A 19,652-nucleotide genomic window follows, 5' to 3' on the forward strand; every position below is an offset into this window, starting at 1 on the left:
TGCGGGGAATCTGGGGGCTGCCGGGCAGGCTCCAGGCGGCATCCTCGCGGTCGCTTCAGGGTGGGAGGCATGGCTTGGGCATTGATCTTGCGTTCTGGCGGCTGTTACTGTCCCGGCGGCTGGAGGCCGTGGCGAGGGCCGACGCGATGCGTGCCATTCGCGAAGGGCTGCTCTGGGTCCTGCCGTGCCTGATGGTGTCGGCCGTCCTGCTGGTGCTGTCGGTGCTGGCGCGCATGCTGGGCCTGCCGGCCTCCGTGGCCGACCTGCTGGCGGACCTGCACGGGGAGATCAGCCGCATCCTGCCGCTGCTGATCACCGCCTCCATCGGCTACATGCTGGCCATCCGCCACCGGTTGCCACGCTTGCCGGTGGCCTTTCTGTGTTTCGTCCATGCCGCGCTCGCCGCCTACCTGCTGCGCGGCCATCCGCGGGCGGCGGCCACGCTGGTGCTGTTCATCGCGATTGCCGCCCCGCTTGTCACCGTGCCGCTGATGGCCTGGCTGATGCGGGTGCGCGGGCTGCGGGTCGCGCGCATGGCCCAGGTCAGCGAGAACGTGGAGGACGCCATGAACATGGTGGTTCCCGGCATCGCCACCACCGCGCTGCTGGTGGTCGTTCTGGCCTTGCTGCAGCAGTGGGAGGGGCTGGTGCACTGGCGCCTGCCCATCGATGTGGCCAACCCCGATCAGTCCTATCTCAACGCCGTATTGCTCACGGGCCTGAATTCGCTGCTGTGGTTTTTTGGCATCCACGGCTACCACGCGCTGCAGCCGCTGTTCCAGTCCCTGGACCAGGCCGTGGGCTGGAACGCCCAGGCCCTGTTGGCCGATCAGGTGCCGCAGCATCCCCTGAACGCGGGCCTGCTGGGGGCATTTGCCTTCATCGGCGGCTCGGGCGGAACCTTGTCGCTGGTGCTGGCCGTGCTGTGGCGCGCCCGCAGCCCCGGCCTGCGCCTGCTCGCGCTGGCGAGCCTGCCGATGGCGCTGCTGAACGTGAACGAGCTGCTGCTCTTCGGCATCCCGCTGATCCTGAACCTGCGCATGCTGCTGCCGTTCCTGGCCGTGCCCGCCCTCAATGCCTGCCTGGCGCTGGCGGCCGTGCAGGCGGGCTGGGTGTCCGTGGCCAGCATGCCCATGCCGCTCAATGCGCCGGTCGTCTTCAATGCCTATGTCAGCACCCAGGGCGACTGGGGCGCGGTGGCCCTGCAGCTGGCGCTGGTGCTGCTCGGCGCGTGCCTGTATGGGCCTGCGGTGCGCTCGCTGGAGCGCCACAACGAAACCACCGTGCACTTGCCCGGGCTGGACACCACCTTCACCCGCCTGCAGGAGGAGGGAAGCCTCTATGCGCGCGATCCCGTGGTGGTCGCACAACAAGGCCAGGCACGCCGCGAGGAACTGCTGGCCCAGGTGCGCCGCATGGGGGACTACGAATTCTTCCTGGAGTACCAGCCCCAGGTGTCGCTGCGCACCGGCCGGTGCACGGGCTGCGAGGCCTTGCTGCGGGCCCGCGATTCCCGGGGCCGCGTCCAGCCCCCCGGGGCGTTCCTGGCCTGGCTGTCCGAGGCGGGCCTGATGAAGGACGTGGACCTGTGGGTGGCGGCTGCGGCGCTGCGGCAGTACCGGCGCTGGCGCAACGCGGGCTTCGAGCTGCCCATTTCCATCAACATCACGGGCCCCACGCTCATGTCGCAGGAGCACTGCATCCGTCTGGTGGACCTGATCGCGCCAGCGGCCGGCTGCATCAGCATCGAGCTGACCGAGGATGCCCTGGCCGCGGATGTCTTCGGAATGCGCAACGCCATCGCCCGTGTGCACGCTGTGGGCGCGAAGGTCTCCATCGACGACTTTGGCACCGGCTACTCATCCCTGAGCTACCTGCATGCCTTCGAGGTCGATACGATCAAGATCGACCGCAGCTTCGTGCTCGCCAGCGCGCAGGCGCAGGGAGGGCGGGTGCTGGAAGGCCTGCTCAACTTCTGCCAGGGGCTGGGCTGCGGCATCGTGGTGGAAGGGGTCGAGACCGCCGAGCAGCTGCAACGGCTGCCCCGGACCATGGACCTGGAGGTGCAGGGCTGGTATTTCGGCCGGGCGGTGCCTGCAGACGAGCTTCCCGCGTTCGTGCAGCAGCGCCTGGACCTCAGTCCCCCAGCAACTCCCCCACCGCCTTCAGATCCTCCACCCGGTCGCACACCGCCTTGACGGCCATCATCACCGGGATGCCCAGCAGCAGGCCCCACAGGCCCCACAGCCAGCCCCAGGCCAGCACGCTGACGAACACGGCCACGGGGCTCATGCTGCTGGTGCGGCTGGTGAGCCAGGGCGTGAGCAGGTTGCCCACCAGGGTATGGATGACCAGCGACGCGCCGCCGATGGCCAGTGCCATGTCCAGGGTGCCGAACTGCAGGAAGGCCACCAGGGCCGATGCGCCGGTGACCAGGGCCGAGCCGATGTAGGGCGCGAGGTTGAGCACCCCGGCCACCACGCCCCACACGGCCGCGTTCTCCAGGCCCAGGGCCCAGTAGGCCAGGCCCGTGGCCACGCCCACCAGGGCGCTGGTGAGCACCTGCACCAGCAGGTAGCGCTGGATCTGGTTGGTGATGTCTTCCAGCACGTGGATGGTGACCTTGCGCCGTTCCAGGCTGGTGCCCGCGATGCGCAGCAGCTTGTTGCGAAACAGGTTGCCGGAGGCCAGCGCGAAGAAGGTGAGGAAGACCACCACGGTGAGCTGGCCCAGGGCCGACATCAGCCCCATGGTGCCGCTCCACAGGTAGTCGCGGATGTTGAACGGAGGGCGCTCCACCACCACGCGCTGCACGCCCCGCCGGGTGGGGCTGGCGGCGCTGTTTTCGTTGGCGGCCTGCTCGATCTGCGTGGCGGCCTTCTGCACGGTGTCGAGCGGGCTGCTGGTGCCTGCGCGCGCCTTGATGCTGTCGCGCACCTTCTTGGCGGCCACGGGCAGCGAGTCGACGAGCTGCGCGGCCCCGTCGCTCAGCGACCAGGCGGCGCTCGCCAGCCCGAAGACGATGGCGATGAGCAGCACGCCCGCGCCCAGCCAGCGCGGCACGTGGCAGCGCCGCAGGAGCTCGACGGCGGGCCGCAGCGCCGTGGTGAGCAGCAGGCTGAGCATGATGGGGATGAACACGGCGCTGGCCCAGTGCAGCAGCGCCACGCCGGCAAACAGGGCCAGCAGCGCGAGCGAGAGGTTGCGCACGTCCACGGGCATGTGGAGCATGAGCGGGCCGGTGAGGGGTGCGGTGGCTGCGGGCGCGCCGCTTGGCAGCTGCGCAGGCGGTGGGGGGCTGTCTTGGGTTGACCTGGCTTTGGCGGGTGGGGCCGCTTCGGCCGCTTGGACGACTGGTGCGGGGCCTTCCGCCGCAGGCGCGTGGGGGGGCAAGGTCGGGGCTGCGTCAGCGGCGGGGCTGTCTGGCTGTGGCGGCTCGGCAGCGGGTGCGGGTGGGGATGCAGGGGTGGGCTCGGTCATCATGCGCGGATTGTGATGGGACTCGGGCCTGCTGGGTTGTAGGTCGGGCTGACATGCAGCGTGTCGGCGGCGGGATGCTGCGGTTCGCACGCTCTGGCAGGTGGTTTGCCCGGCGACCCGCCAGCGGTGCCTGTGTGGCAGGGTTCGGCGCCCTGCCCGGTGGCCTCAGCACAGCGGCAGCGGGCGCTTCTTGTTGAGTGCATCCACCGTGCCCAGCAGTTGCTGCCAGTAGGTGGGCAGTGACGACCACGAGGCGCCGATGGCCAGGTTGGTGGCATAGACCATGCCGGTGTTCAGGCGGGGCCGGTGGGCGTGCTTCACGGCGGCCTGCATGTCGGTGCAGGTGCTGGCGGTGTGAACCAGCATGGCCTGGGCGGTGTTGTCCTTGGCGTAGACCCAGGTGCTGGCGGGCTGGGGGTCTGTGGCCTGGTAGGCGGCGGCATTGCCTGCGTAGGTGACCAACGTGTCGGCCACACCCGCATAGGCCGCTACGGGGTAGGTGCCTGGGTTGCCGATCACGGTGGGCGCGTTGGGCGGCGTGGCGCCTTTGCTCATGCCCGAGGCCCGGGCCTTGGCGTAGTTGTAGACGTCCTGAAAGTACGCCAGCCGTGCGCTGTCGGTGGCCATGCCGTCCAGGAAGAAGCCGTCGAGCTGGTCGGGGTAGAGGCGGATGTAGTTGTCGATGGTGGCCTTCACGTCGGCCACCGAGCGCGACCCGCCGCTGCCCGAGGTGGCCACGTAGGCGACGACTTTGTTGGTAGTGCCCGCCACGGCCTTGAAGTCTTTGATGGCCGTAAGCAGGTCGTCGTCAACCTCGGAGTCCGCAGTCAGCACGCCGTCGCTGGCGCTGGCCACGGCGGTGATCTGCACGTCCGGGTAGCTGGCTGCGCCGCTGGTGAGGGTGGCCCAGGGCGAGGAGGTGCCGCTGGCGCTGAAATACGCGGGCACCAGCACCTGCAGGTTTTTGTGGGTGGGGCGCACGTAGTACGTGAGGCTGTCGCCCGCCGTGTTGGCGCTGCTGGTGGCCGTGGCGCTGACCTGGAAGGTGGCGCTGGGCGGCAGGCTGCTCACGGTGAGCGTGGTGCTGGCCACGCTGGCCACGGTGGTGGGCGCCACGGGGGAGAAGGTGGCGGCTGCGGAGGGGCTGACAATAAAGGTGACCACCGTGCCGTTGGGGGCTGAGCCGCCGTTGACGGTAACGTCGGCCGCCAGCGGCTCGGATGCGCCGGGTTCGAGCACGTTCTCGGCGGGCTGCACGAAATGCAGCGTGACGGGCGCGCTCGCGGGCGGCGGCGGGGCGGCCGTGTTGTTGTCCTTGTCCGTGGCGCCGCCGCAGCCCGCCAGAGCCGCAGTGAGGGCCATCAAGGACGCGAGGCGGTGGGTGCGGGTTGTGGTGAGCATGGTCGTGACGGAGTGTTGGTATGAATGGGCTGATTGTGAAGGTTCGTGCGGGCGGCTCCAAGGGCTGAAACGGCCGCTTTGACCGGGAAAAACGGCCTTGTTGCGCCGATTGCAGCAGGCGGGCGCCAGTACCATGGCCCACATGCCATCCTTCCTTCACCGCATTCCGGCCGCCGCAGCAGCCTTGCTGTGCGCAGCGCTGCTGGTCGGCTGCGGCACGCTGGACGTGCCGCGTGCCGACAACTACCCCGCCACCGGCCAGAAGAAAGCCCGTGCCGTGCACCACTGGGATGTGCTGGCGGGCGATGTGGCCGGGCGCGTGGCCGAAAAGATCGCATCCTGGCCCGAGGGCGAATACCCGTTGTACGTCACGGTGGCGGACAACTCCAGTTTCAACCAGAGCTTTCTCAAGCTGCTCAAGGTGCACCTGCTGAACCGGGGCGTGGCGGTGTCCACGGTGCCCACGGCGGTGGAGCTGGAGGTGCAGACGCAACTGGTGCAGCACGGGTCTGGCTCGCCGCGCGGCCTGCCCGTGCCCATGGCCGGCACCATCATCGGCACTGGCGTGGGCGTGTGGCGCGACTGGGCGGTGCACTATTCCGACCGCACCCTGTTGCCGGGTGTGGCCACGGCCCTGGGCGTGGGGGCGGGGGTGGCGCTGGACATGGCCCAGCTCTACACCCAGGGCGCCGCTGCGGGCGGCCCCACGCGCACGGAGGTGCTGATCACATCCACGCTCAAATCGCGCGACAGGTACCTGGCCGGCACGGCCGATCTGTACTACATCGAGGGGGCCGACGCGGTGCTGTATCAGCCCGAGCGGCCGCCCGCGCCTGCACCGATGACGCCCGTCAAGACCTGGCGGGTGGTGGCGCCATGAAGGGGCTGTGGACGTCGCAACAAGCTCCCCGGGGCGCACGCGCCGCCAGCTGGTGGGCGGCCGCCGCTTTTGCGCTGGCGGGCCTGCAAGGCTGCGAGACCACCAACCCCATGCACAGCTACTACTACGGCGACCGGGCGGGCGGAGTATCGCGCAGCAACCTCATCGAGCTGAATGAACGCGCCACCGATGCGCTGCTGCAGACCGCACCGCTGGACGCCAACCAGCCCGTGCTGGTGGCCACGCTGGTCAGTGTGGACCGGCTCACCGAATCGTCGCGGCTGGGCCGCATCTTCTCCGAGCAGATCGCGGGCCGCATGGTGCACCGGGGCCTGAAGGTGACCGAGGTGAAACTGCGCGAGAACCTGCTGCTGCAGCGCGACCAGGGCGAGCTGCTGCTGTCGCGCGAGGTGCGCGAGGTGAGCCAGGCCCAGGACGCGCAGGCGGTGGTGGTGGGCACGTACGCGGTGTCCACGTCGGTGGTGTACATCAGCCTCAAGCTGGTGAACCCAGTGGGCAACACCGTGGTGGCGGCGCACAACTATGCGGTGCCCATGGATGAAAACGTGCGGGCGCTGCTGGCCGGGAGGTAGCAGGGCGCTCGCAGGCCTCAGCCGGATTTGATATTAATTTGATAGCTGCTCGCGCTTGTTTTATAAGCGCAAAGTGCCAATTTGACTTGGATTCTTGAACGCTCGACCCGACCGGGCGAGCCTTACGAACTGGCGCTGCCTTCCCCCTGCCAGGGATGCCAAGCAAGGGCCGCCCCGCAGCGAGGGCATCGTCCCCTTTCCCGAATCGCGTAGCGATTCGAGAGAAGGGGGAGGCGGCAAAGCCGCTCAGGGGGATGTACTTAATGCAGCATCAGTGCACCGGCCGTCTTGCTCTTGCCAGCGCGGGCGGGTGGGTTGCACAGGCCGCAGGTGAAATGGCGGTTCTCGTACAGCTCGGTCACGAACTGGCCGCTGCACTGGGCGCACTTGGTGCGGGTGAGCATGCCGGCATCCACGAATTTCACCAGACGCCAGGCGCGGGTGAACGACAGCAGGGGTTCGATCTCGGCCGTGGCCACCTGTTCGTTGTACAGGCGGTAGGCCTTGGTCAGCAGCTCCACCGAATCCAGGTCCACGCCCTTGGACAGGTATTCGTAGATGTTCAAAAACAGCGAGCTGTGGATGTTCTCCTGCCAGGTCAGGAACCAGTCGGTGGAGAAGGGCAGCTGGCCCTTCGATGGCGACTTGCCCGCGATTTCCTTGTACAGGCGGATCAGGCGCTCGTACGACAGCGTGGTTTCCGACTCCAGCACCTGCATGCGGGCGCCCATCTGGATCAGCATGGCGGCGCGTTCGATCTGCTTGGATTCGTTCAGAACGCTCTTGGCTGGGGCTTTGGCGGCGGTGGTGGAGGACATGGCGGGCTTTCGGCGAGAGAGATGGAGGGCGTTCGGTGCAAAGGTCTGGCGGTGGGCTCAGAGCACTTCGGACACGCGGCTGGCCATCAGGATGTTGGCGTGCAGCGTGTTGGTGGCCTCGTTGCCCACCTTCTTGGCCGAGTGGTTGGTGAGCAGGCTCCACACCAGGTTGTCGTCCACGCGGAAGCTGCAAAGAAGCGTGTTTCTGGAGGCCAGTTTCATCACTTGCGCCGCCGACAGCGATGCGAGAATATCGGCAGACTCCTCGTTCATGCCCAAGCGGAACACGGCCTCTGCCTTGTCCTGGCGAATCAGGGTCTGGGCCAGCATCAGGTAAGTGAGGTTGGCTTCGCGGATTTCAGCGAGGAGTTGTTCGTTGGTCATGGCGGCTTCCTTTGTTCCAGTTCCGGGTCTTGCGTGGTGGCCTGCTGTTTGCAGGTTTTCGCGATCCGTTGAAATGGATTGTGAAACCGCCCCAATCAAAAATTAAGTCGGGGTTTGGCTGTGCCGCGTGTCTGGTTCCACGGTGCACCCTGTAGGAATTTGCCTTACATGGCCAGCAGCCGCCGTCCTGCAACGCCAGCGGCGGTGCCTGCTGCGGCGAACGCCGCCGCGGCCGCTGCCCGGGCGTTGTGGCCCGGCGGCCTTCAAATGTAAAAACCGCTTGCCCGTGGTTTATCCGCGCTCGACCGGCCGTGCCGGGTCGCTGCACCATTCGCTCCAGCTGCCCGCGAAGAGGGCGCTGGGCCCCAGCCCGGCCACTTCCATGGCCAGCAGGTTGGGCACCGCGCTCACGCCGCTGCCGCATTGGTGCACCACGCCGGCCGGGTCGCGGCCCGCGAGCAGGGCGTTGAACTCCGCGCGCAGCACGGCGGCGGGCTTGAAGCGGCCATCGGCGGCGATGTTCTCGGTGAACGGGCGATTGAGCGCGCCGGGGATGTGGCCCGCCACCGGGTCCAGCGGCTCCACCTCGCCACGGTAGCGGGCACCCCCCCGCGCATCGACCACGGTCTGGCCGGGCTGCCGCAGCCGGGTCAGCACGTCGGCGGCAGTGGCCAGCCGGCGCAGGGGTTCGCCCAGCTGGAAGTTGGACTGAAAGCGCGCGGGTTCCTCGCCGCTGGCCACCGGGCCGCCCGCGGCCTGCCAGGCCTGCAGGCCGCCATCGAGGACGGCCGCTGCATCGTGGCCCGCCCACTTGAGCATCCACCACAGCCGGCCGCAGTAGTTGGCACCCTGGCGGTCGTACACGACGGCCTGCATGTTGTTGGCGAAGCCCACGCTGGACAGCCACATGGCAAACCGTTCGCGGCTGGGCAGCGGGTGGCGGCCGCCGGACGCGGGCAGGTCGGCTTCCTGCGCGGTGAGCGTGCCGCCGGCGCCGGGCGCGCCGTGTCTGGCGCTCAGGTCGTTGTTGAGGTCGGCGTACACGGCGCCGGGAAGGTGGACCTGCGCGTACTGTTGGGCGCCCGCGCTGGGATGCATCAGGTCGAAGCTGCAGTCGAACACCATCAACGGCGCGCCGCTGGCGGCCAGGGCTTGCAGTTCGGGGGCGGAGATGAGGGTCGTGTAGGTCATGGGGTGCGGTCCGGTGCGAAGGGAAAGACGGGCTCCATTGTGTCCAGTTGGAAAGCCGATGGCATGCCCACTTCGTATCAATGTTCTTCGGCCGGCGCGCCGGGCGCGGCGCGGGCCCGCAGGATGGTGGCCACGATGCCGCTGCCCACGATGAGGGCCATGCCGATCCAGCCGATGGGCGGAATCTTGTCGCCAAACAGCAGCACGCTGTAGACGGCGGCGAACACGATCCCCGAATACTGCAGATTGGCCACCACCAGCGTGCCGCGCTGGGTCTTGGCGCTGGCGTAGGCCTTGGTCATGCACAGCTGGCCGCCCGCGGCCAGCACGCCGATGGGCAGCAGCCACAGCGCCTGCCAGCCCGGCCAGGCCGAGGTGCCGGTGAACAGCATGGCCACGCCGCCCGCCACCGCCGAGCCGACGGCGAAGTAGAAGACGGTGCGCGACTCGGGCTCGCCCAGGCGCGACAGCGCCACCACCTGCATATAGGCAAACGCAGCCGTCAGGCCCGACATCAGCCCGATCAGGCCGGCAAAGGCCTGGTTCTGGTCCAGGCTGGGGCGCAGCATCAGCACCACGCCCACAAAACCGACCAGCACGGTGAGCACCAGCGGGCCTTGCAGGGCCGGGCGCGGGGTGGCTGGCGAGGGGCGCCAGGCCAGCAGCGTGCCCCCGATCAGGAAGGCGGCGATCCACACGCTGCTCATGTAGTTGAGCGTCATGGCCGTGGCCAGGGGCAGGTGGGCGATGGCGAAGAACCAGGCTCCGAGCGAGGTCACGCCCACCAGGCTGCGCCAGGCGTGCATGCCGGGGTATTGCGTCGCCAGCGTCACCTTTTGCGAGCGCGCCAGCAGCCACAGGATGAACATGCCGATCAGGCCCCGGTAGCACACCAGCTCGGCCGAGTTGAAAAAGTCCGACGCGATCTTGACGCACACGCCCATGCTGGCAAACAGGAACGCGGCCAACACCATCCAGAGGGCTTGCATCGGGTTGTGGTCTCTCGAGGCGCGCCGTGGGGCGCAGAAATGAAAATAGCTGCCAGCGCTTATTTTTTAAGCACTGGCAGCTATTGTAATGAGAGCAGACCATGGTGGGCCTGCGGATTGGCGGGGTTTTGCCGCCGTATTCAGCGTTTTGGCGTTGCCGGGTCGATGGTGTCCGAGCCCATCGCCTCACGGTACCACTCGTGGAAGTGCTGCATGCCGTCTTCCATGGGGCTTTGGTAAGGGCCCACTTCGTTGTCGCCACGGGCCAGCAGGGCCTTGCGGCCGGCGTCCATGCGTTCGCCGATCTCGTCGTCCTCGATGCAGGTCTCCATGTAGGCGGCCTTCTGCGCCTCGACGAATTCGCGCTCGAAGGCGGCGATCTCCTCGGGGTAGTAGAACTCCACCATGTTCAGCGTCTTGGTGGGGCTGACGGGGTGCAGCGTGGACACGGTGAGCACATGCGGGTACCACTCCACCATGATGTGGGGGTACAGCGTGAGCCAGATGGCTCCGTGCTTGGGCGGCTTGCCCTCCCGGAAGGCGAGCAGGGCCTCATGCCAGCGCTCGTACACGGGGCTGCCGGCCTTGCCCAGGCGGTTGGCCACACCCACGGTCTGCACCGAGTAGTTCTTGCCGAACTCCCAGCGCAGGTCCTCGCAGGTCACGAAGCTGCCCAGGCCGGGGTGGAAGGGCCCCACGTGGTAGTCCTCCAGATAGACCTCGATGAAGGTCTTCCAGTTGTAGTTGCACTCGTGCAGCTCCACGTGGTCGAGCACGTAGCCCTCGAAGTCCAGGTCGGCGCGCGGGCCCATCTGGGCGAGGTCGGCGGCCACGTCGTAGCCGTTGTCCTCGAACAGCAGGCCGTTCCACTCGCGCAGCTTGTAGTTGTTCAGGTTCAGGCAGGGGTCGTTCGCGAAGTGCGGGGCGCCCAGCAGCTCGCCCTGGGGGCTGTAGGTCCAGCGGTGCAGGGGGCACACGATGTTGCCGCCCGCGCTGCCCTTTTGCTGGGTGTGCAGCGAGCCCTTGCCCTTGAGCATGACGGCCTGGCGGTGGCGGCAGACGTTGGAGACGAGCTCGACCCCGCCCTGGGCGTTGCGCACCAGGGCGCGGCCCTCGCCCTCCTGGGGCAGTGCGTAGTAGTCGCCGACGTTCGGCACGGACAGTTGATGCCCCACATAGCGGGGCCCGCGCTGGAAGATGGACTCCAGCTCGCGCTGGAACAGCGCATCGTCAAAGTAGCTTGAAACTGGTAGTTGGCTTGCGGCCTGCTGCAGTTGAAGACTTAAATCAGACATGGGTGACCTGACCTAAAGACTCCCCACAGGGAGGTGCGCCTGGGCGCATCTGGAAAAAAGAAACCGGCTCAGGAGATGAGCCGGCTCGACGGGAATGGGATTATAGGCGGTGGGGTTATTCCCGCATCCCACTTACGTGTATTGAAACCCCTGTTCCGGCCATCCGCTCACGGCGTGCCGCGGCCCCGTGGCGGGCCGGACACAGGCTTCTGGCGCCGGGGGCGGAGCGCGCCGGGGGGCGTCCCGCGCCGCGCCGCGGTGGTGCGCCTAAAATGACCGGTTTTTCACCCGCGCACCGTCGCCCCCTCCATGCCCAAGGCCCCCGCAACTCCCGCGCCCCCCGCCGAACCCGCTAGCTACGAAGCGGCGCTGGAAGAGCTGGAGCAACTCGTGGCCCGCATTGAATCGGGCCAGCTGCCGCTGGACCAGATGCTGGCCGGCTACCAGCGCGGTGCGGCGCTGCTGGCGTTCTGCCGCCAGCGGCTCGATGCCGTGCAGGACCAGATCAAGGTGCTGGACGAAGGACAGCTGCAACCATGGAACCAGGAATGAGCGCGGTGCCGATGGCGTGTGCGAGCCGACCCCTTGACATGAATCTCTGGAGCCAGAACCACCTGGCACGCGTGGAGCAGGCCCTCTCGCAGTGGGTGGGCCACGGCGCGCCCGCCGGGCTGGGCGATGCCATGCGCTACGCCGTGCTCGACGGCGGCAAGCGCCTGCGGCCCCTGCTGGTGCTGGCGGCCTATGAGGCGGTGTGCAGCGGTGCCTCCGCCTCCGCGGTATTCGACGACGCGGCGCTGCGCGCGGCCTGCGCGGTGGAGCTGATCCACGCCTACTCGCTGGTGCACGACGACATGCCCTGCATGGACAACGACGTGCTGCGCCGGGGCAAGCCCACGGTGCACGTGCAGTTTGGCGAGGCCCAGGCGCTGCTGGCGGGCGACGCCCTGCAGGCCTTTGCGTTCGAATTGCTGACGCCGGACAACACCCTCATCCCCGCTGCCACCCAGGCCGCGCTGTGCCGGCTGCTGGCCTGCGCTGCGGGGTCGGCCGGCATGGCGGGTGGGCAGGCGATCGACCTGGCCAGCGTGGGGGTTGCGCTCACGCAGGACCAGCTGCGGCAGATGCACCGCCTCAAGACGGGCGCGCTGCTGCAGGGCAGCGTGCTCATGGGCGCGGTGTGCGGCCATGCGGTGGGCGCGGCGTACCAGGCGCTGTCCGACTATGGCGCCGCCATGGGCCTTGCTTTCCAGGTGGTCGACGACATCCTGGACGTGGTGGCCGATTCGGCCACGCTGGGCAAGACGGCGGGCAAGGACGCGGCGGCCGACAAGCCCACCTATGTCTCGCTGCTTGGGCTGGAGCCCGCGCGGGCCCATGCCGACGAACTCCTGGGCGAGGCGCATGCGGCGCTGGCCCGCAGCGGCCTGCCCGATACCCGCGCACTGGCGGCCCTGGCGGACATGGTGGTGCGCCGCTCGCACTGAGCAGGGCCCGGGCCGTGCCGCGTCGCGATGAAGAAACATACCAAACTGGCCACTGGCGCTTATCGGTAAAGCGCTGGAAGCTATAAAAAGAATAGTAAATGTCCACGACGTCCTTTCCCCTGCTGCAGAACATCAATGACCCGGCAGACCTGCGCAAGCTCTCGCGCGCAGACCTCAAGGCGCTGGCCACCGAACTGCGCGAGTTCGTGCTGCAGAGCGTCTCCCAGACCGGCGGCCACCTCAGCTCCAACCTGGGCACGGTGGAGCTGACCGTGGCGCTGCACCACGTCTTCAACACCCCCGAAGACCGCCTCGTGTGGGACGTGGGCCACCAGACTTACCCCCACAAGATCCTGACCGGCCGGCGCGACCGCATGCATACGCTGCGCCAGCTGGGCGGCATCTCGGGGTTTCCGCAGCGGGCGGAAAGCGTGTATGACACCTTCGGAACGGCGCACTCGAGCACCAGCATCTCGGCGGCACTGGGCATGGCGCTGGCCGCCAAGCGCAAGGGAGAAGACCGGCATGCGGTGGCCATCATCGGCGACGGCGCGATGAGCGCCGGCATGGCCTTCGAGGCGCTCAACAACGGCGGCGTGGCCGACGCCAACCTGCTTGTCGTGCTCAACGACAACGACATGAGCATCAGCCCGCCCGTCGGTGCGCTCAACCGCTACCTGGCCCAGCTCATGAGCGGCCAGTTCTACGCCGCCGCCAAGAACGTGGGCAAGACCGTGCTGCGCCCCGTGCCGCCCTTGCTGGAGCTGGCCAAGCGCTTCGAGCAGCAGGCCAAGGGCATGGTGGTGCCCGCCACGCTGTTCGAGAAGTTCGGCTTCAACTACATCGGTCCCATCGACGGCCACGACCTCGATTCGCTGATCCCCACGCTCGAGAACATCAAGAGCCTCAAGGGCCCGCAGTTCCTGCACGTGGTCACCAAGAAGGGCCAGGGCTACAAGCTGGCCGAGGCCGACCCCGTGGCCTACCACGGCCCCGGCAAGTTCGACCCGGCCGTGGGCCTGGTCAAGAGCAGCGCCGCGCCGAAGCCCACCTTCACCCAGGTGTTCGGCCAGTGGCTGTGCGACATGGCCGCGCACGACGGGCGCCTGGTGGGCATCACGCCCGCCATGCGCGAAGGCTCGGGCATGGTCGAGTTTGAAAAGCGCTTTCCGGACCGCTACTACGACGTGGGCATCGCCGAGCAGCACGCCGTGACGTTCGCCGCCGGCATGGCCTGCGAGGGCGTCAAGCCCGTGGTGGCGATCTACTCCACCTTCCTGCAGCGCGGCTACGACCAGCTGATCCACGACGTGGCGCTGCAGAACCTGCCCGTGGTGTTCGCGCTCGACCGTGCCGGGCTGGTGGGCGCGGACGGCGCCACGCATGCCGGGGCGTATGACATCCCGTTTGTGCGCTGCATCCCGAACATGAGCATGGCCTGCCCGGCCGACGAGCGCGAATGCCGCCAGTTGCTGAGCAGCGCCTTCGAGCAGGACCACCCCGTGGCCGTGCGCTACCCGCGCGGCAGCGGCGCGGGCGTGGCGCCGCTGGCGGGCCTGGACAGCCTGCCCTTTGGCAAGGGCGAGATCCGCCGCGAGCGCCAGGGCACCCGTGCCGGTGCCCCGCGCATCGCCATCCTGTCGTTTGGCACGCTGCTGTACCCCGCGCTCGAAGCGGCCGAGGCGCTGGACGCCACGGTGGTCAACATGCGCTGGGCCAAGCCCGTCGACGAGGCGCTGCTGCGTGAAGTGGCCGAGCGCCACGATGCGCTGGTCACGCTGGAAGAAGGCGCGATCATGGGCGGCGCGGGCAGCGCCGTGACCGAAGCGCTCAACGCCATGGGCATGGTGCGCCCGGTGCTGCAGCTGGGCCTGCCGGACGTGTTCATCGAGCACGGCGATCCGGCCAGGCTCCTGGCATTGCAGGGGCTCGACGCGGCGGGAATCCGCAACGCGATAGAGAAGCGGTTCCCGGGCTAGGGCGAACGGCCGCGCTGCGCGGACTGGCTTCGCCGACGGCCGCATGCCGTGGGTGGATGCGCAGGCCGCGCCCTCTGCTTTTTTCCGGGACAGGGTGGGGCGCTGACGGCGGGGCCGCCAGCCGGTGCCGCGCATGGCCTTGCGTGCCCGGGAAAACCTAGAGGGCCAGCCGCGGACCCTCCTCCTACAATTGCGACAAAAGGCAACAGTGCCCGTCCCTCGCCAGCGCCGCAATGGCGCCATGCGCCCGCGCCTGCCAACACCCCTCTTGGAGACAAGTTCTATGGATCGCCGCTCTCTCGTCAGACACGCAGGTATCGCAGGGGTCCTGGCCACCGGCGTGGCGCCCGCGGTGTTTGCGCAGGCATCCATCCGGTGGCGCCTGGCCTCCAGTTTCCCCAAGTCGCTGGACACCATCTATGGCGGCGCGGAGGTGTTCGCCAAGGCCGTGAAAGTGATGACGAACGGCCGCTTCGAGATCTCCGTGCACGCGGGGGGCGAACTCGTGCCGGCATTTGGCGTGGTGGACGCCGTGCAGGGCGGCGCGGTCGAGATGTGCCATACCGTGCCGTATTACTTCTACGGCAAGAGCCCCGCCTTCGCGCTGGGCTCGGCCATCCCCTTCGGCTTCAACGCGCGCCAGATGAGCGCCTGGATGCTCCATGGCAATGGACGCAAGCTCATGGACGAGTTCTACGCCGGCTTCAGCATGGTCAGTTTCGCGGGGGGAAACACCGGCACGCAGATGGGCGGGTGGTACTTGCGCGAGATCAAGAGCCCGAGCGACTTCAAGGGCATGAAGATGCGCCTGGGCGGCGGTCTGGTGGGTGAAGTGATGTCCCGGCTGGGCGCCATTCCGCAGAGCATTCCGGGGGGCGAGATCTACCAGGCCTTGCAAAAGGGCACCATCGACGCCGCCGAATGGGTGGGGCCGTATGACGACCAGAAGCTGGGGTTCAACAAGGTGGCGCCCTTTTACTATTACCCCGGCTGGTGGGAGGGCGGGCCCGAGGTGGATTTCTTCATCCACAAGAAGGCGTTCGACGGCCTCTCGGCCGACAACAAGCTCATCGTGGAGGCGGCCGCCGCCATCGCGCATGCGGACATGCTGGCCAAGTACGACGCGCTGAACCCCACCGCGCTCAAGCAGCTGGTGGCCGCCAAGACCAAGGTGCTGCCGTTCTCGCAAAGTGTCATGGATGCGGCCTTCAAGGCGTCCATGGAGGTCTTTGCGCACAACGATTCCAAAAGCCCCGAGTGGAAGAAGATCTACGGGGACATGCGCAACTTCCAGCGCGACCAGATCCTCTGGTTCCGCTTTGCCGAAGCGCGCTACGACACCTTCATGTCGGCGCAGAAGATCTGACGCCGCTTGCGGGCGATGCGGCCCGTTGCGGCCTTGTGTGCGCGGGGCGCAGCCGATGCTTGCAGAACCCTGAAGCCCTGATCGGGCGTCTGGGATTTCACGGGAAAACCCGCAAATCCGGCACAGGGCATGTTCCTACAATCGACTCCGGTAAAAAGGTTCTTGGCCCGTGGGTTACCGCCCGTTGCGCCAAGTTGTGCAATCGAGTTTTCGGAGATAACCACATGGATCGTCGTTCAATCATCAAGCATGCGGGCATCGCGGGCGTGCTGGCCGCGGGTGTTGCGCCTGCCGTTCACGCACAGGCTGCCGTGCGCTGGCGCCTTGCGTCGAGCTTCCCCAAGCCCCTTGACACCATCTACGGCGGTGCCGAGGTGTTTGCCAATGCGGTGAAGGCCATGTCGGGCGGCAAGTTCGAGATTTCGGTGCACGCTGGCGGCGAACTGATGCCCGCCATGGGCGTGGCTGACGGCGTGCAGCAAGGCTCCGTGGAAATGTGCCACACCGTGCCGTACTACTTCTACGGCAAGAACCCCGCGTTCGCGCTGGGCTCCGCGATCCCGTTCGGCATGAATTCGCGCCAGATGAACGCGTGGATGATGCACGGCAACGGCCGCAAGCTGATGGACGAGTTCTACGCAGGCTACGGCATGCTGAGCTTCGCGGGCGGCAACACGGGCACGCAGATGGGCGGCTGGTACCGCAAGGAAATCAAGTCGGTCGCTGACCTCAAGGGCCTGAAGATGCGCCTGGGCGGCGGCCTCGTCGGCGAAGTGATGCAGAAGATGGGTGTTGTTCCCCAAAGCCTGCCAGGCGGCGAAATCTACCAGGCGCTGGAAAAAGGCACCATCGATGCGGCGGAATGGGTCGGCCCCTATGACGACCAGAAGCTGGGCTTCAACAAGGTGGCGCCTCACTACTACTACCCCGGCTGGTGGGAAGGCGGTCCTGAAGTGGACTTCTTCATCAACCAGAAGGCCTTCGATGCCCTGTCGGCCGAGAACAAGGCCATCATCCAGTCCGCTTCGTCGCACGCCGCCGTGGACATGCTGGCCAAGTACGACGCCCGCAACCCCGTGGCCCTCAAGCAACTGATCGGCGCGAAGATCAAGCTGCTGCCCTTCACCAAGGACGTGCTGGACGCTTCGTTCAAGGCTTCCCAGGAGGTGTACGCCGAGAACGATGCCAAGAGCCCCGAGTGGAAGAAGATCTATGCGGACTTCCGCAACTTCCAGCGCGACCAGGTGGCGTGGTTCCGCGTGGCCGAAGGCCGTTTCGACAGCTACATGCAGACCCTCAAGCTCTGACGCCCCACCGCGCTCAGTGCAAAAAGAAAACCGCGCCCTGGCGCGGTTTTTTCATGGGCGTCGTTTTTCTATTCGCTGTGCGGTCCGCTCGCCAGAGGATGGGCCCACGCAGCGGGAGCCGGGGCCGCCGCCGGGCTCCTCATCCCCGTGGCACGCAGCTCCACCCACGGCCAACCCCTGGCTCACCTTGCCCTGCGTGTGGCATGCAGCGCCCCCGGTGGCCGTGCGGAGGGTGTCCAAGAGGCCTGGGGGCAAGGCGCGGGAGGTTGCACGCGGGCGCCGGGAGCGTCCGCCAGGAGTGATCGCCGCTGCGCGTTGGCGAGTCGGGCCCGCCATTGTGTGGAGCGCATGAAAAAGGCGGGCACCCCTCTCGGAGTGCCCGCCTCTCCACGAAGCCGTGGCGGCTCAGAATTGCCGGAAGGCGCTGAGCTCTTTTCCCATGCGCTCGAACTCGCCGATCAGGGCGGGCGTGGCGCCATAGAACACCGTGAACTTGCCGGCGAGCGTGCGCACGTACAGGCGGGGAGCGATGAGCCAGCTGAACCCGCGCACGCGGATCAGCCGCACATAGGCCAGGTCGTCGTAGGGCATGGCCTTGTCCCACACCCAGCGCTGGTGCAGGCCTTTCGTGTCCATGCGCGTGGTGCTCACCATGATGCTCCACCAGGTCCAGGCCATCAGCGCCAGGCCCGCGATGAACCATCCGGTGCCCGTGCCCACCGAGTTGCCCAGCGCTCCCCGTGTCCACAGCTGGGCGAACCACAGGGCGCAACCGCCCACGATCACGGTGGCCATGAGCCGGAACGAGCGCGAGAACGCGGGGCCCACGACCGTGCCGCCCTCGGGTGTAAATCGAAAGGGCTCGGGCAGGGGCAGCGGGGTGAGGTTCAGCATGGCAATGGGAGCGCGGGGATGGGCCTGTTGTGCATCACTTTGCCGGTTCCGACGCTGCTTCAGCCGGGGCGTTGCCGAAAGGGTTCTCGCCGGCGGTTTCTCCGCCCGCATCGGGCGTGGCTTCCGAGCGCATCAGGTCATCCGTCGGCACCTCGATCTGGACCTTGTCGGTGTCGATGATCTCCTGTTTGGGCAGGAACATGGTCACCGTCTGTGGCACGAAGATCACGATGGTCACCAGCAGCAGCTGCATGATCACCCAGGGAATCGCGCCCATGTAGATGTCGCTGGACAGCACGGGCTTGGGAATGCGGCCTTCCTTGAAGAGCGTGTTGGCGATACCCCGCAGGTAGAAAAGCGCGAAACCGAAGGGCGGGTGCATGAAGCTCGTCTGCATGTTCACGCACAGCAGCACGCCGAACCAGATCAGGTCGATGCCCAGCTTGTCGGCCACGGGGCCCAGCATGGGCAGGATGATGAAGGCGATCTCGAAGAAGTCGAGGAAGAACGCCAGGAAGAAGATGAACAGGTTCACCGCGATCAGGAAGCCGATCTGGCCGCCGGGCAGGCCCGAGAGCATGTGTTCGACCCACTTGGCACCGTCCACGCCCTGGAACACCATCGAGAACACGCGTGCACCGATCAGGATGAACACCACCATGGCGGTCAGGCGCATGGTGCCCTGCATGGCTTCCCACATCAGGGCCAGCGTCAGGCGCTTGTGGATCGCGGCCAGGACCATGGCGCCCACCACGCCCATGGCGCCCGCCTCGGTCGGCGTCGCAATGGCGGTGTCGATGCCGGGCAGGCCGCCCATGGAGCCCAGCACGGCGAAGATCAGCAGGGCCGACGGGATGATGCCGCGCAGGCACTTGAGCCACAGCTTGGCGCCCGACATGGTGCGCGCTTCCTTCGGGATGCCCGGCAGGTAGTGGGGCTTGAAGACGCCCAGCATGAACGTGTAGCCCGCGAAGATCAGCACCTGCAGGATGGAGGGACCCCAGGCGCCGCGGTACATGTCACCCACCGAGCGTCCCAGCTGGTCGGCCATCACGATCAGCACGAGCGAGGGCGGCACCAGCTGCGTGATGGTGCCCGAGGCGGCTAGCACGCCGGTGGCGTAGCGCATGTTGTAGCCATAGCGGATCATGACGGGCAGCGAGATGAGCGCCATGGCGATCACCTGGCCCGCCACCGTGCCGGTGATGGCCCCCAGGATGAAGCCCACGATGATCACCGAGTAGCCCAGGCCGCCGCGCACGGTGCCGAAGAGCTGGCCCATGGAGTCGAGCATGTCTTCGGCCAGGCCGCATTTCTCGAGGATGGCGCCCATGAAGGTGAAGAACGGAATGGCCAGCAAAAGCTCGTTGCTCAGGATCCCGAAGATATTGATGGGCAGGTTGGCCATGAAGACGGCGGGGAACCAGCCCATCTCGATGGCGAAGAAGCCCGAGGCCAGCCCCAGCGCGGCCAGCGAGAAGGCGACGGGGAAGCCGATCAGCATCACCACCACCAAGCCCGCGAACATGATCGGGGCAAAGTTTTCCATTTGCATTTTGTTGTTCCTGAAAATCCGGAATTGAGAGCG

17 protein-coding genes are annotated in these 19,652 nt (G+C 67.3%); 8 read left to right on the forward strand and 9 right to left on the reverse strand.

From position 1 onward, the window contains the following. The first annotated feature begins 146 nt into the window (after window positions 1-146). Window positions 147-2,198: an EAL domain-containing protein gene (locus KW843_RS03825; RefSeq protein ID WP_218294428.1), complete on the forward strand. Its 2,052-nt coding sequence runs from the start codon at window positions 147-149 to the stop codon at window positions 2,196-2,198. Here the strand turns inward: KW843_RS03825 and KW843_RS03830 are convergent. Beyond that, window positions 2,137-3,483 (reverse strand): AI-2E family transporter, encoded by a 1,347-nt coding sequence (locus KW843_RS03830; protein ID WP_255594519.1) that lies wholly within the window; start codon window positions 3,481-3,483, stop codon window positions 2,137-2,139. The genes KW843_RS03825 and KW843_RS03830 overlap by 62 nt on opposite strands. Window positions 3,484-3,645: 162 nt before the next feature. Beyond that, window positions 3,646-4,881: a spherulation-specific family 4 protein gene (locus tag KW843_RS03835; RefSeq protein ID WP_218293756.1), complete on the reverse strand. Its 1,236-nt coding sequence runs from the start codon at window positions 4,879-4,881 to the stop codon at window positions 3,646-3,648. A gap of 142 nt (window positions 4,882-5,023) precedes the next feature. Here KW843_RS03835 and KW843_RS03840 point away from each other — a divergent pair, with 142 nt between their 5' ends. Further along, window positions 5,024-5,761, forward strand: coding sequence for a hypothetical protein (locus KW843_RS03840; RefSeq protein WP_228899943.1), 738 nt, complete (start codon window positions 5,024-5,026; stop codon window positions 5,759-5,761). Beyond that, window positions 5,758-6,354, forward strand: coding sequence for a FlgO family outer membrane protein (locus KW843_RS03845; RefSeq protein ID WP_304505111.1), 597 nt, complete (start codon window positions 5,758-5,760; stop codon window positions 6,352-6,354). Before KW843_RS03840 ends, KW843_RS03845 begins: the two co-directional genes overlap by 4 nt. Window positions 6,355-6,614: 260 nt before the next feature. On the opposite strand, the gene flhC is transcribed toward KW843_RS03845, so the two are convergent. The 5 genes from flhC to KW843_RS03870 form a co-directional block, all read right to left on the reverse strand. Further along, on the reverse strand, window positions 6,615-7,172 hold the full coding sequence (gene flhC, locus KW843_RS03850) for a flagellar transcriptional regulator FlhC (protein ID WP_218293757.1): 558 nt from the start codon (window positions 7,170-7,172) through the stop codon (window positions 6,615-6,617). Window positions 7,173-7,229: 57 nt separating this feature from the next. Further along, on the reverse strand, window positions 7,230-7,556 hold the full coding sequence (gene flhD / locus KW843_RS03855) for a flagellar transcriptional regulator FlhD (protein ID WP_008902803.1): 327 nt from the start codon (window positions 7,554-7,556) through the stop codon (window positions 7,230-7,232). 291 nt (window positions 7,557-7,847) lie between these two features. Continuing rightward, window positions 7,848-8,747, reverse strand: coding sequence for a sulfurtransferase (locus KW843_RS03860; RefSeq protein WP_218293759.1), 900 nt, complete (start codon window positions 8,745-8,747; stop codon window positions 7,848-7,850). Window positions 8,748-8,824: 77 nt separating this feature from the next. Then, window positions 8,825-9,736, reverse strand: coding sequence for a DMT family transporter (locus KW843_RS03865; RefSeq protein WP_218293761.1), 912 nt, complete (start codon window positions 9,734-9,736; stop codon window positions 8,825-8,827). A 140-nt stretch (window positions 9,737-9,876) separates the two neighbouring features. Then, window positions 9,877-11,031: an aromatic ring-hydroxylating dioxygenase subunit alpha gene (locus tag KW843_RS03870; protein ID WP_218293762.1), complete on the reverse strand. Its 1,155-nt coding sequence runs from the start codon at window positions 11,029-11,031 to the stop codon at window positions 9,877-9,879. Between the two features lie 309 nt (window positions 11,032-11,340). On the opposite strand from KW843_RS03870, the gene xseB reads away from it, so the two are divergent. The 5 genes from xseB to KW843_RS03895 all read left to right on the forward strand — a co-directional run bounded on the left by xseB (window position 11,341) and on the right by KW843_RS03895 (window position 17,170). Beyond that, window positions 11,341-11,583: an exodeoxyribonuclease VII small subunit gene (xseB, locus tag KW843_RS03875; protein ID WP_218293763.1), complete on the forward strand. Its 243-nt coding sequence runs from the start codon at window positions 11,341-11,343 to the stop codon at window positions 11,581-11,583. Beyond that, window positions 11,580-12,518, forward strand: coding sequence for a polyprenyl synthetase family protein (locus KW843_RS03880; RefSeq protein WP_218294430.1), 939 nt, complete (start codon window positions 11,580-11,582; stop codon window positions 12,516-12,518). The genes xseB and KW843_RS03880 overlap by 4 nt, the downstream gene beginning before the upstream one ends. A gap of 98 nt (window positions 12,519-12,616) precedes the next feature. Continuing rightward, on the forward strand, window positions 12,617-14,497 hold the full coding sequence (dxs, locus tag KW843_RS03885; RefSeq protein ID WP_218293765.1) for a 1-deoxy-D-xylulose-5-phosphate synthase: 1,881 nt from the start codon (window positions 12,617-12,619) through the stop codon (window positions 14,495-14,497). A 283-nt stretch (window positions 14,498-14,780) separates the two neighbouring features. Next, window positions 14,781-15,863: a TRAP transporter substrate-binding protein gene (locus KW843_RS03890; protein WP_218293766.1), complete on the forward strand. Its 1,083-nt coding sequence runs from the start codon at window positions 14,781-14,783 to the stop codon at window positions 15,861-15,863. 224 nt (window positions 15,864-16,087) lie between these two features. Next, entirely contained in the window at window positions 16,088-17,170 is a 1,083-nt protein-coding gene (locus KW843_RS03895; RefSeq protein ID WP_218293768.1) for a TRAP transporter substrate-binding protein, read from the forward strand. Window positions 17,171-17,575: 405 nt separating this feature from the next. On the opposite strand, the gene KW843_RS03900 is transcribed toward KW843_RS03895, so the two are convergent. Continuing rightward, window positions 17,576-18,064 (reverse strand): hypothetical protein, encoded by a 489-nt coding sequence (locus KW843_RS03900; RefSeq protein WP_218293769.1) that lies wholly within the window; start codon window positions 18,062-18,064, stop codon window positions 17,576-17,578. Between the two features lie 34 nt (window positions 18,065-18,098). Next, window positions 18,099-19,619 carry a TRAP transporter large permease subunit gene (locus KW843_RS03905; RefSeq protein WP_218293771.1) on the reverse strand — a complete coding sequence of 507 codons (1,521 nt, stop codon included), beginning with the start codon at window positions 19,617-19,619 and terminating at the stop codon, window positions 18,099-18,101. Between the last annotated feature and the right edge of the window lie 33 nt (window positions 19,620-19,652).

The organism is Acidovorax sp. sif1233, from assembly GCF_019218755.1.
Classification (GTDB): domain Bacteria; phylum Pseudomonadota; class Gammaproteobacteria; order Burkholderiales; family Burkholderiaceae_C; genus Acidovorax.

Coding starts and splice junctions, on each gene's coding strand:
- dxs (WP_218293765.1), top strand. CDS start 12,617: ATGTCCACGACGTCCTTTCCCCTGCTGCAGAACATCAATGACCCGGCA.
- KW843_RS03890 (WP_218293766.1), top strand. CDS start 14,781: ATGGATCGCCGCTCTCTCGTCAGACACGCAGGTATCGCAGGGGTCCTG.
- KW843_RS03870 (WP_218293762.1), bottom strand. CDS start 11,031: ATGTCTGATTTAAGTCTTCAACTGCAGCAGGCCGCAAGCCAACTACCA.
- KW843_RS03840 (WP_228899943.1), top strand. CDS start 5,024: ATGCCATCCTTCCTTCACCGCATTCCGGCCGCCGCAGCAGCCTTGCTG.
- KW843_RS03845 (WP_304505111.1), top strand. CDS start 5,758: ATGAAGGGGCTGTGGACGTCGCAACAAGCTCCCCGGGGCGCACGCGCC.
- KW843_RS03880 (WP_218294430.1), top strand. CDS start 11,580: ATGAGCGCGGTGCCGATGGCGTGTGCGAGCCGACCCCTTGACATGAAT.
- xseB (WP_218293763.1), top strand. CDS start 11,341: ATGCCCAAGGCCCCCGCAACTCCCGCGCCCCCCGCCGAACCCGCTAGC.
- flhD (WP_008902803.1), bottom strand. CDS start 7,556: ATGACCAACGAACAACTCCTCGCTGAAATCCGCGAAGCCAACCTCACT.
- KW843_RS03825 (WP_218294428.1), top strand. CDS start 147: ATGCGTGCCATTCGCGAAGGGCTGCTCTGGGTCCTGCCGTGCCTGATG.
- KW843_RS03900 (WP_218293769.1), bottom strand. CDS start 18,064: ATGCTGAACCTCACCCCGCTGCCCCTGCCCGAGCCCTTTCGATTTACA.
- KW843_RS03860 (WP_218293759.1), bottom strand. CDS start 8,747: ATGACCTACACGACCCTCATCTCCGCCCCCGAACTGCAAGCCCTGGCC.
- KW843_RS03905 (WP_218293771.1), bottom strand. CDS start 19,619: ATGCAAATGGAAAACTTTGCCCCGATCATGTTCGCGGGCTTGGTGGTG.
- KW843_RS03835 (WP_218293756.1), bottom strand. CDS start 4,881: ATGCTCACCACAACCCGCACCCACCGCCTCGCGTCCTTGATGGCCCTC.
- KW843_RS03865 (WP_218293761.1), bottom strand. CDS start 9,736: ATGCAAGCCCTCTGGATGGTGTTGGCCGCGTTCCTGTTTGCCAGCATG.
- flhC (WP_218293757.1), bottom strand. CDS start 7,172: ATGTCCTCCACCACCGCCGCCAAAGCCCCAGCCAAGAGCGTTCTGAAC.
- KW843_RS03895 (WP_218293768.1), top strand. CDS start 16,088: ATGGATCGTCGTTCAATCATCAAGCATGCGGGCATCGCGGGCGTGCTG.
- KW843_RS03830 (WP_255594519.1), bottom strand. CDS start 3,483: ATGATGACCGAGCCCACCCCTGCATCCCCACCCGCACCCGCTGCCGAG.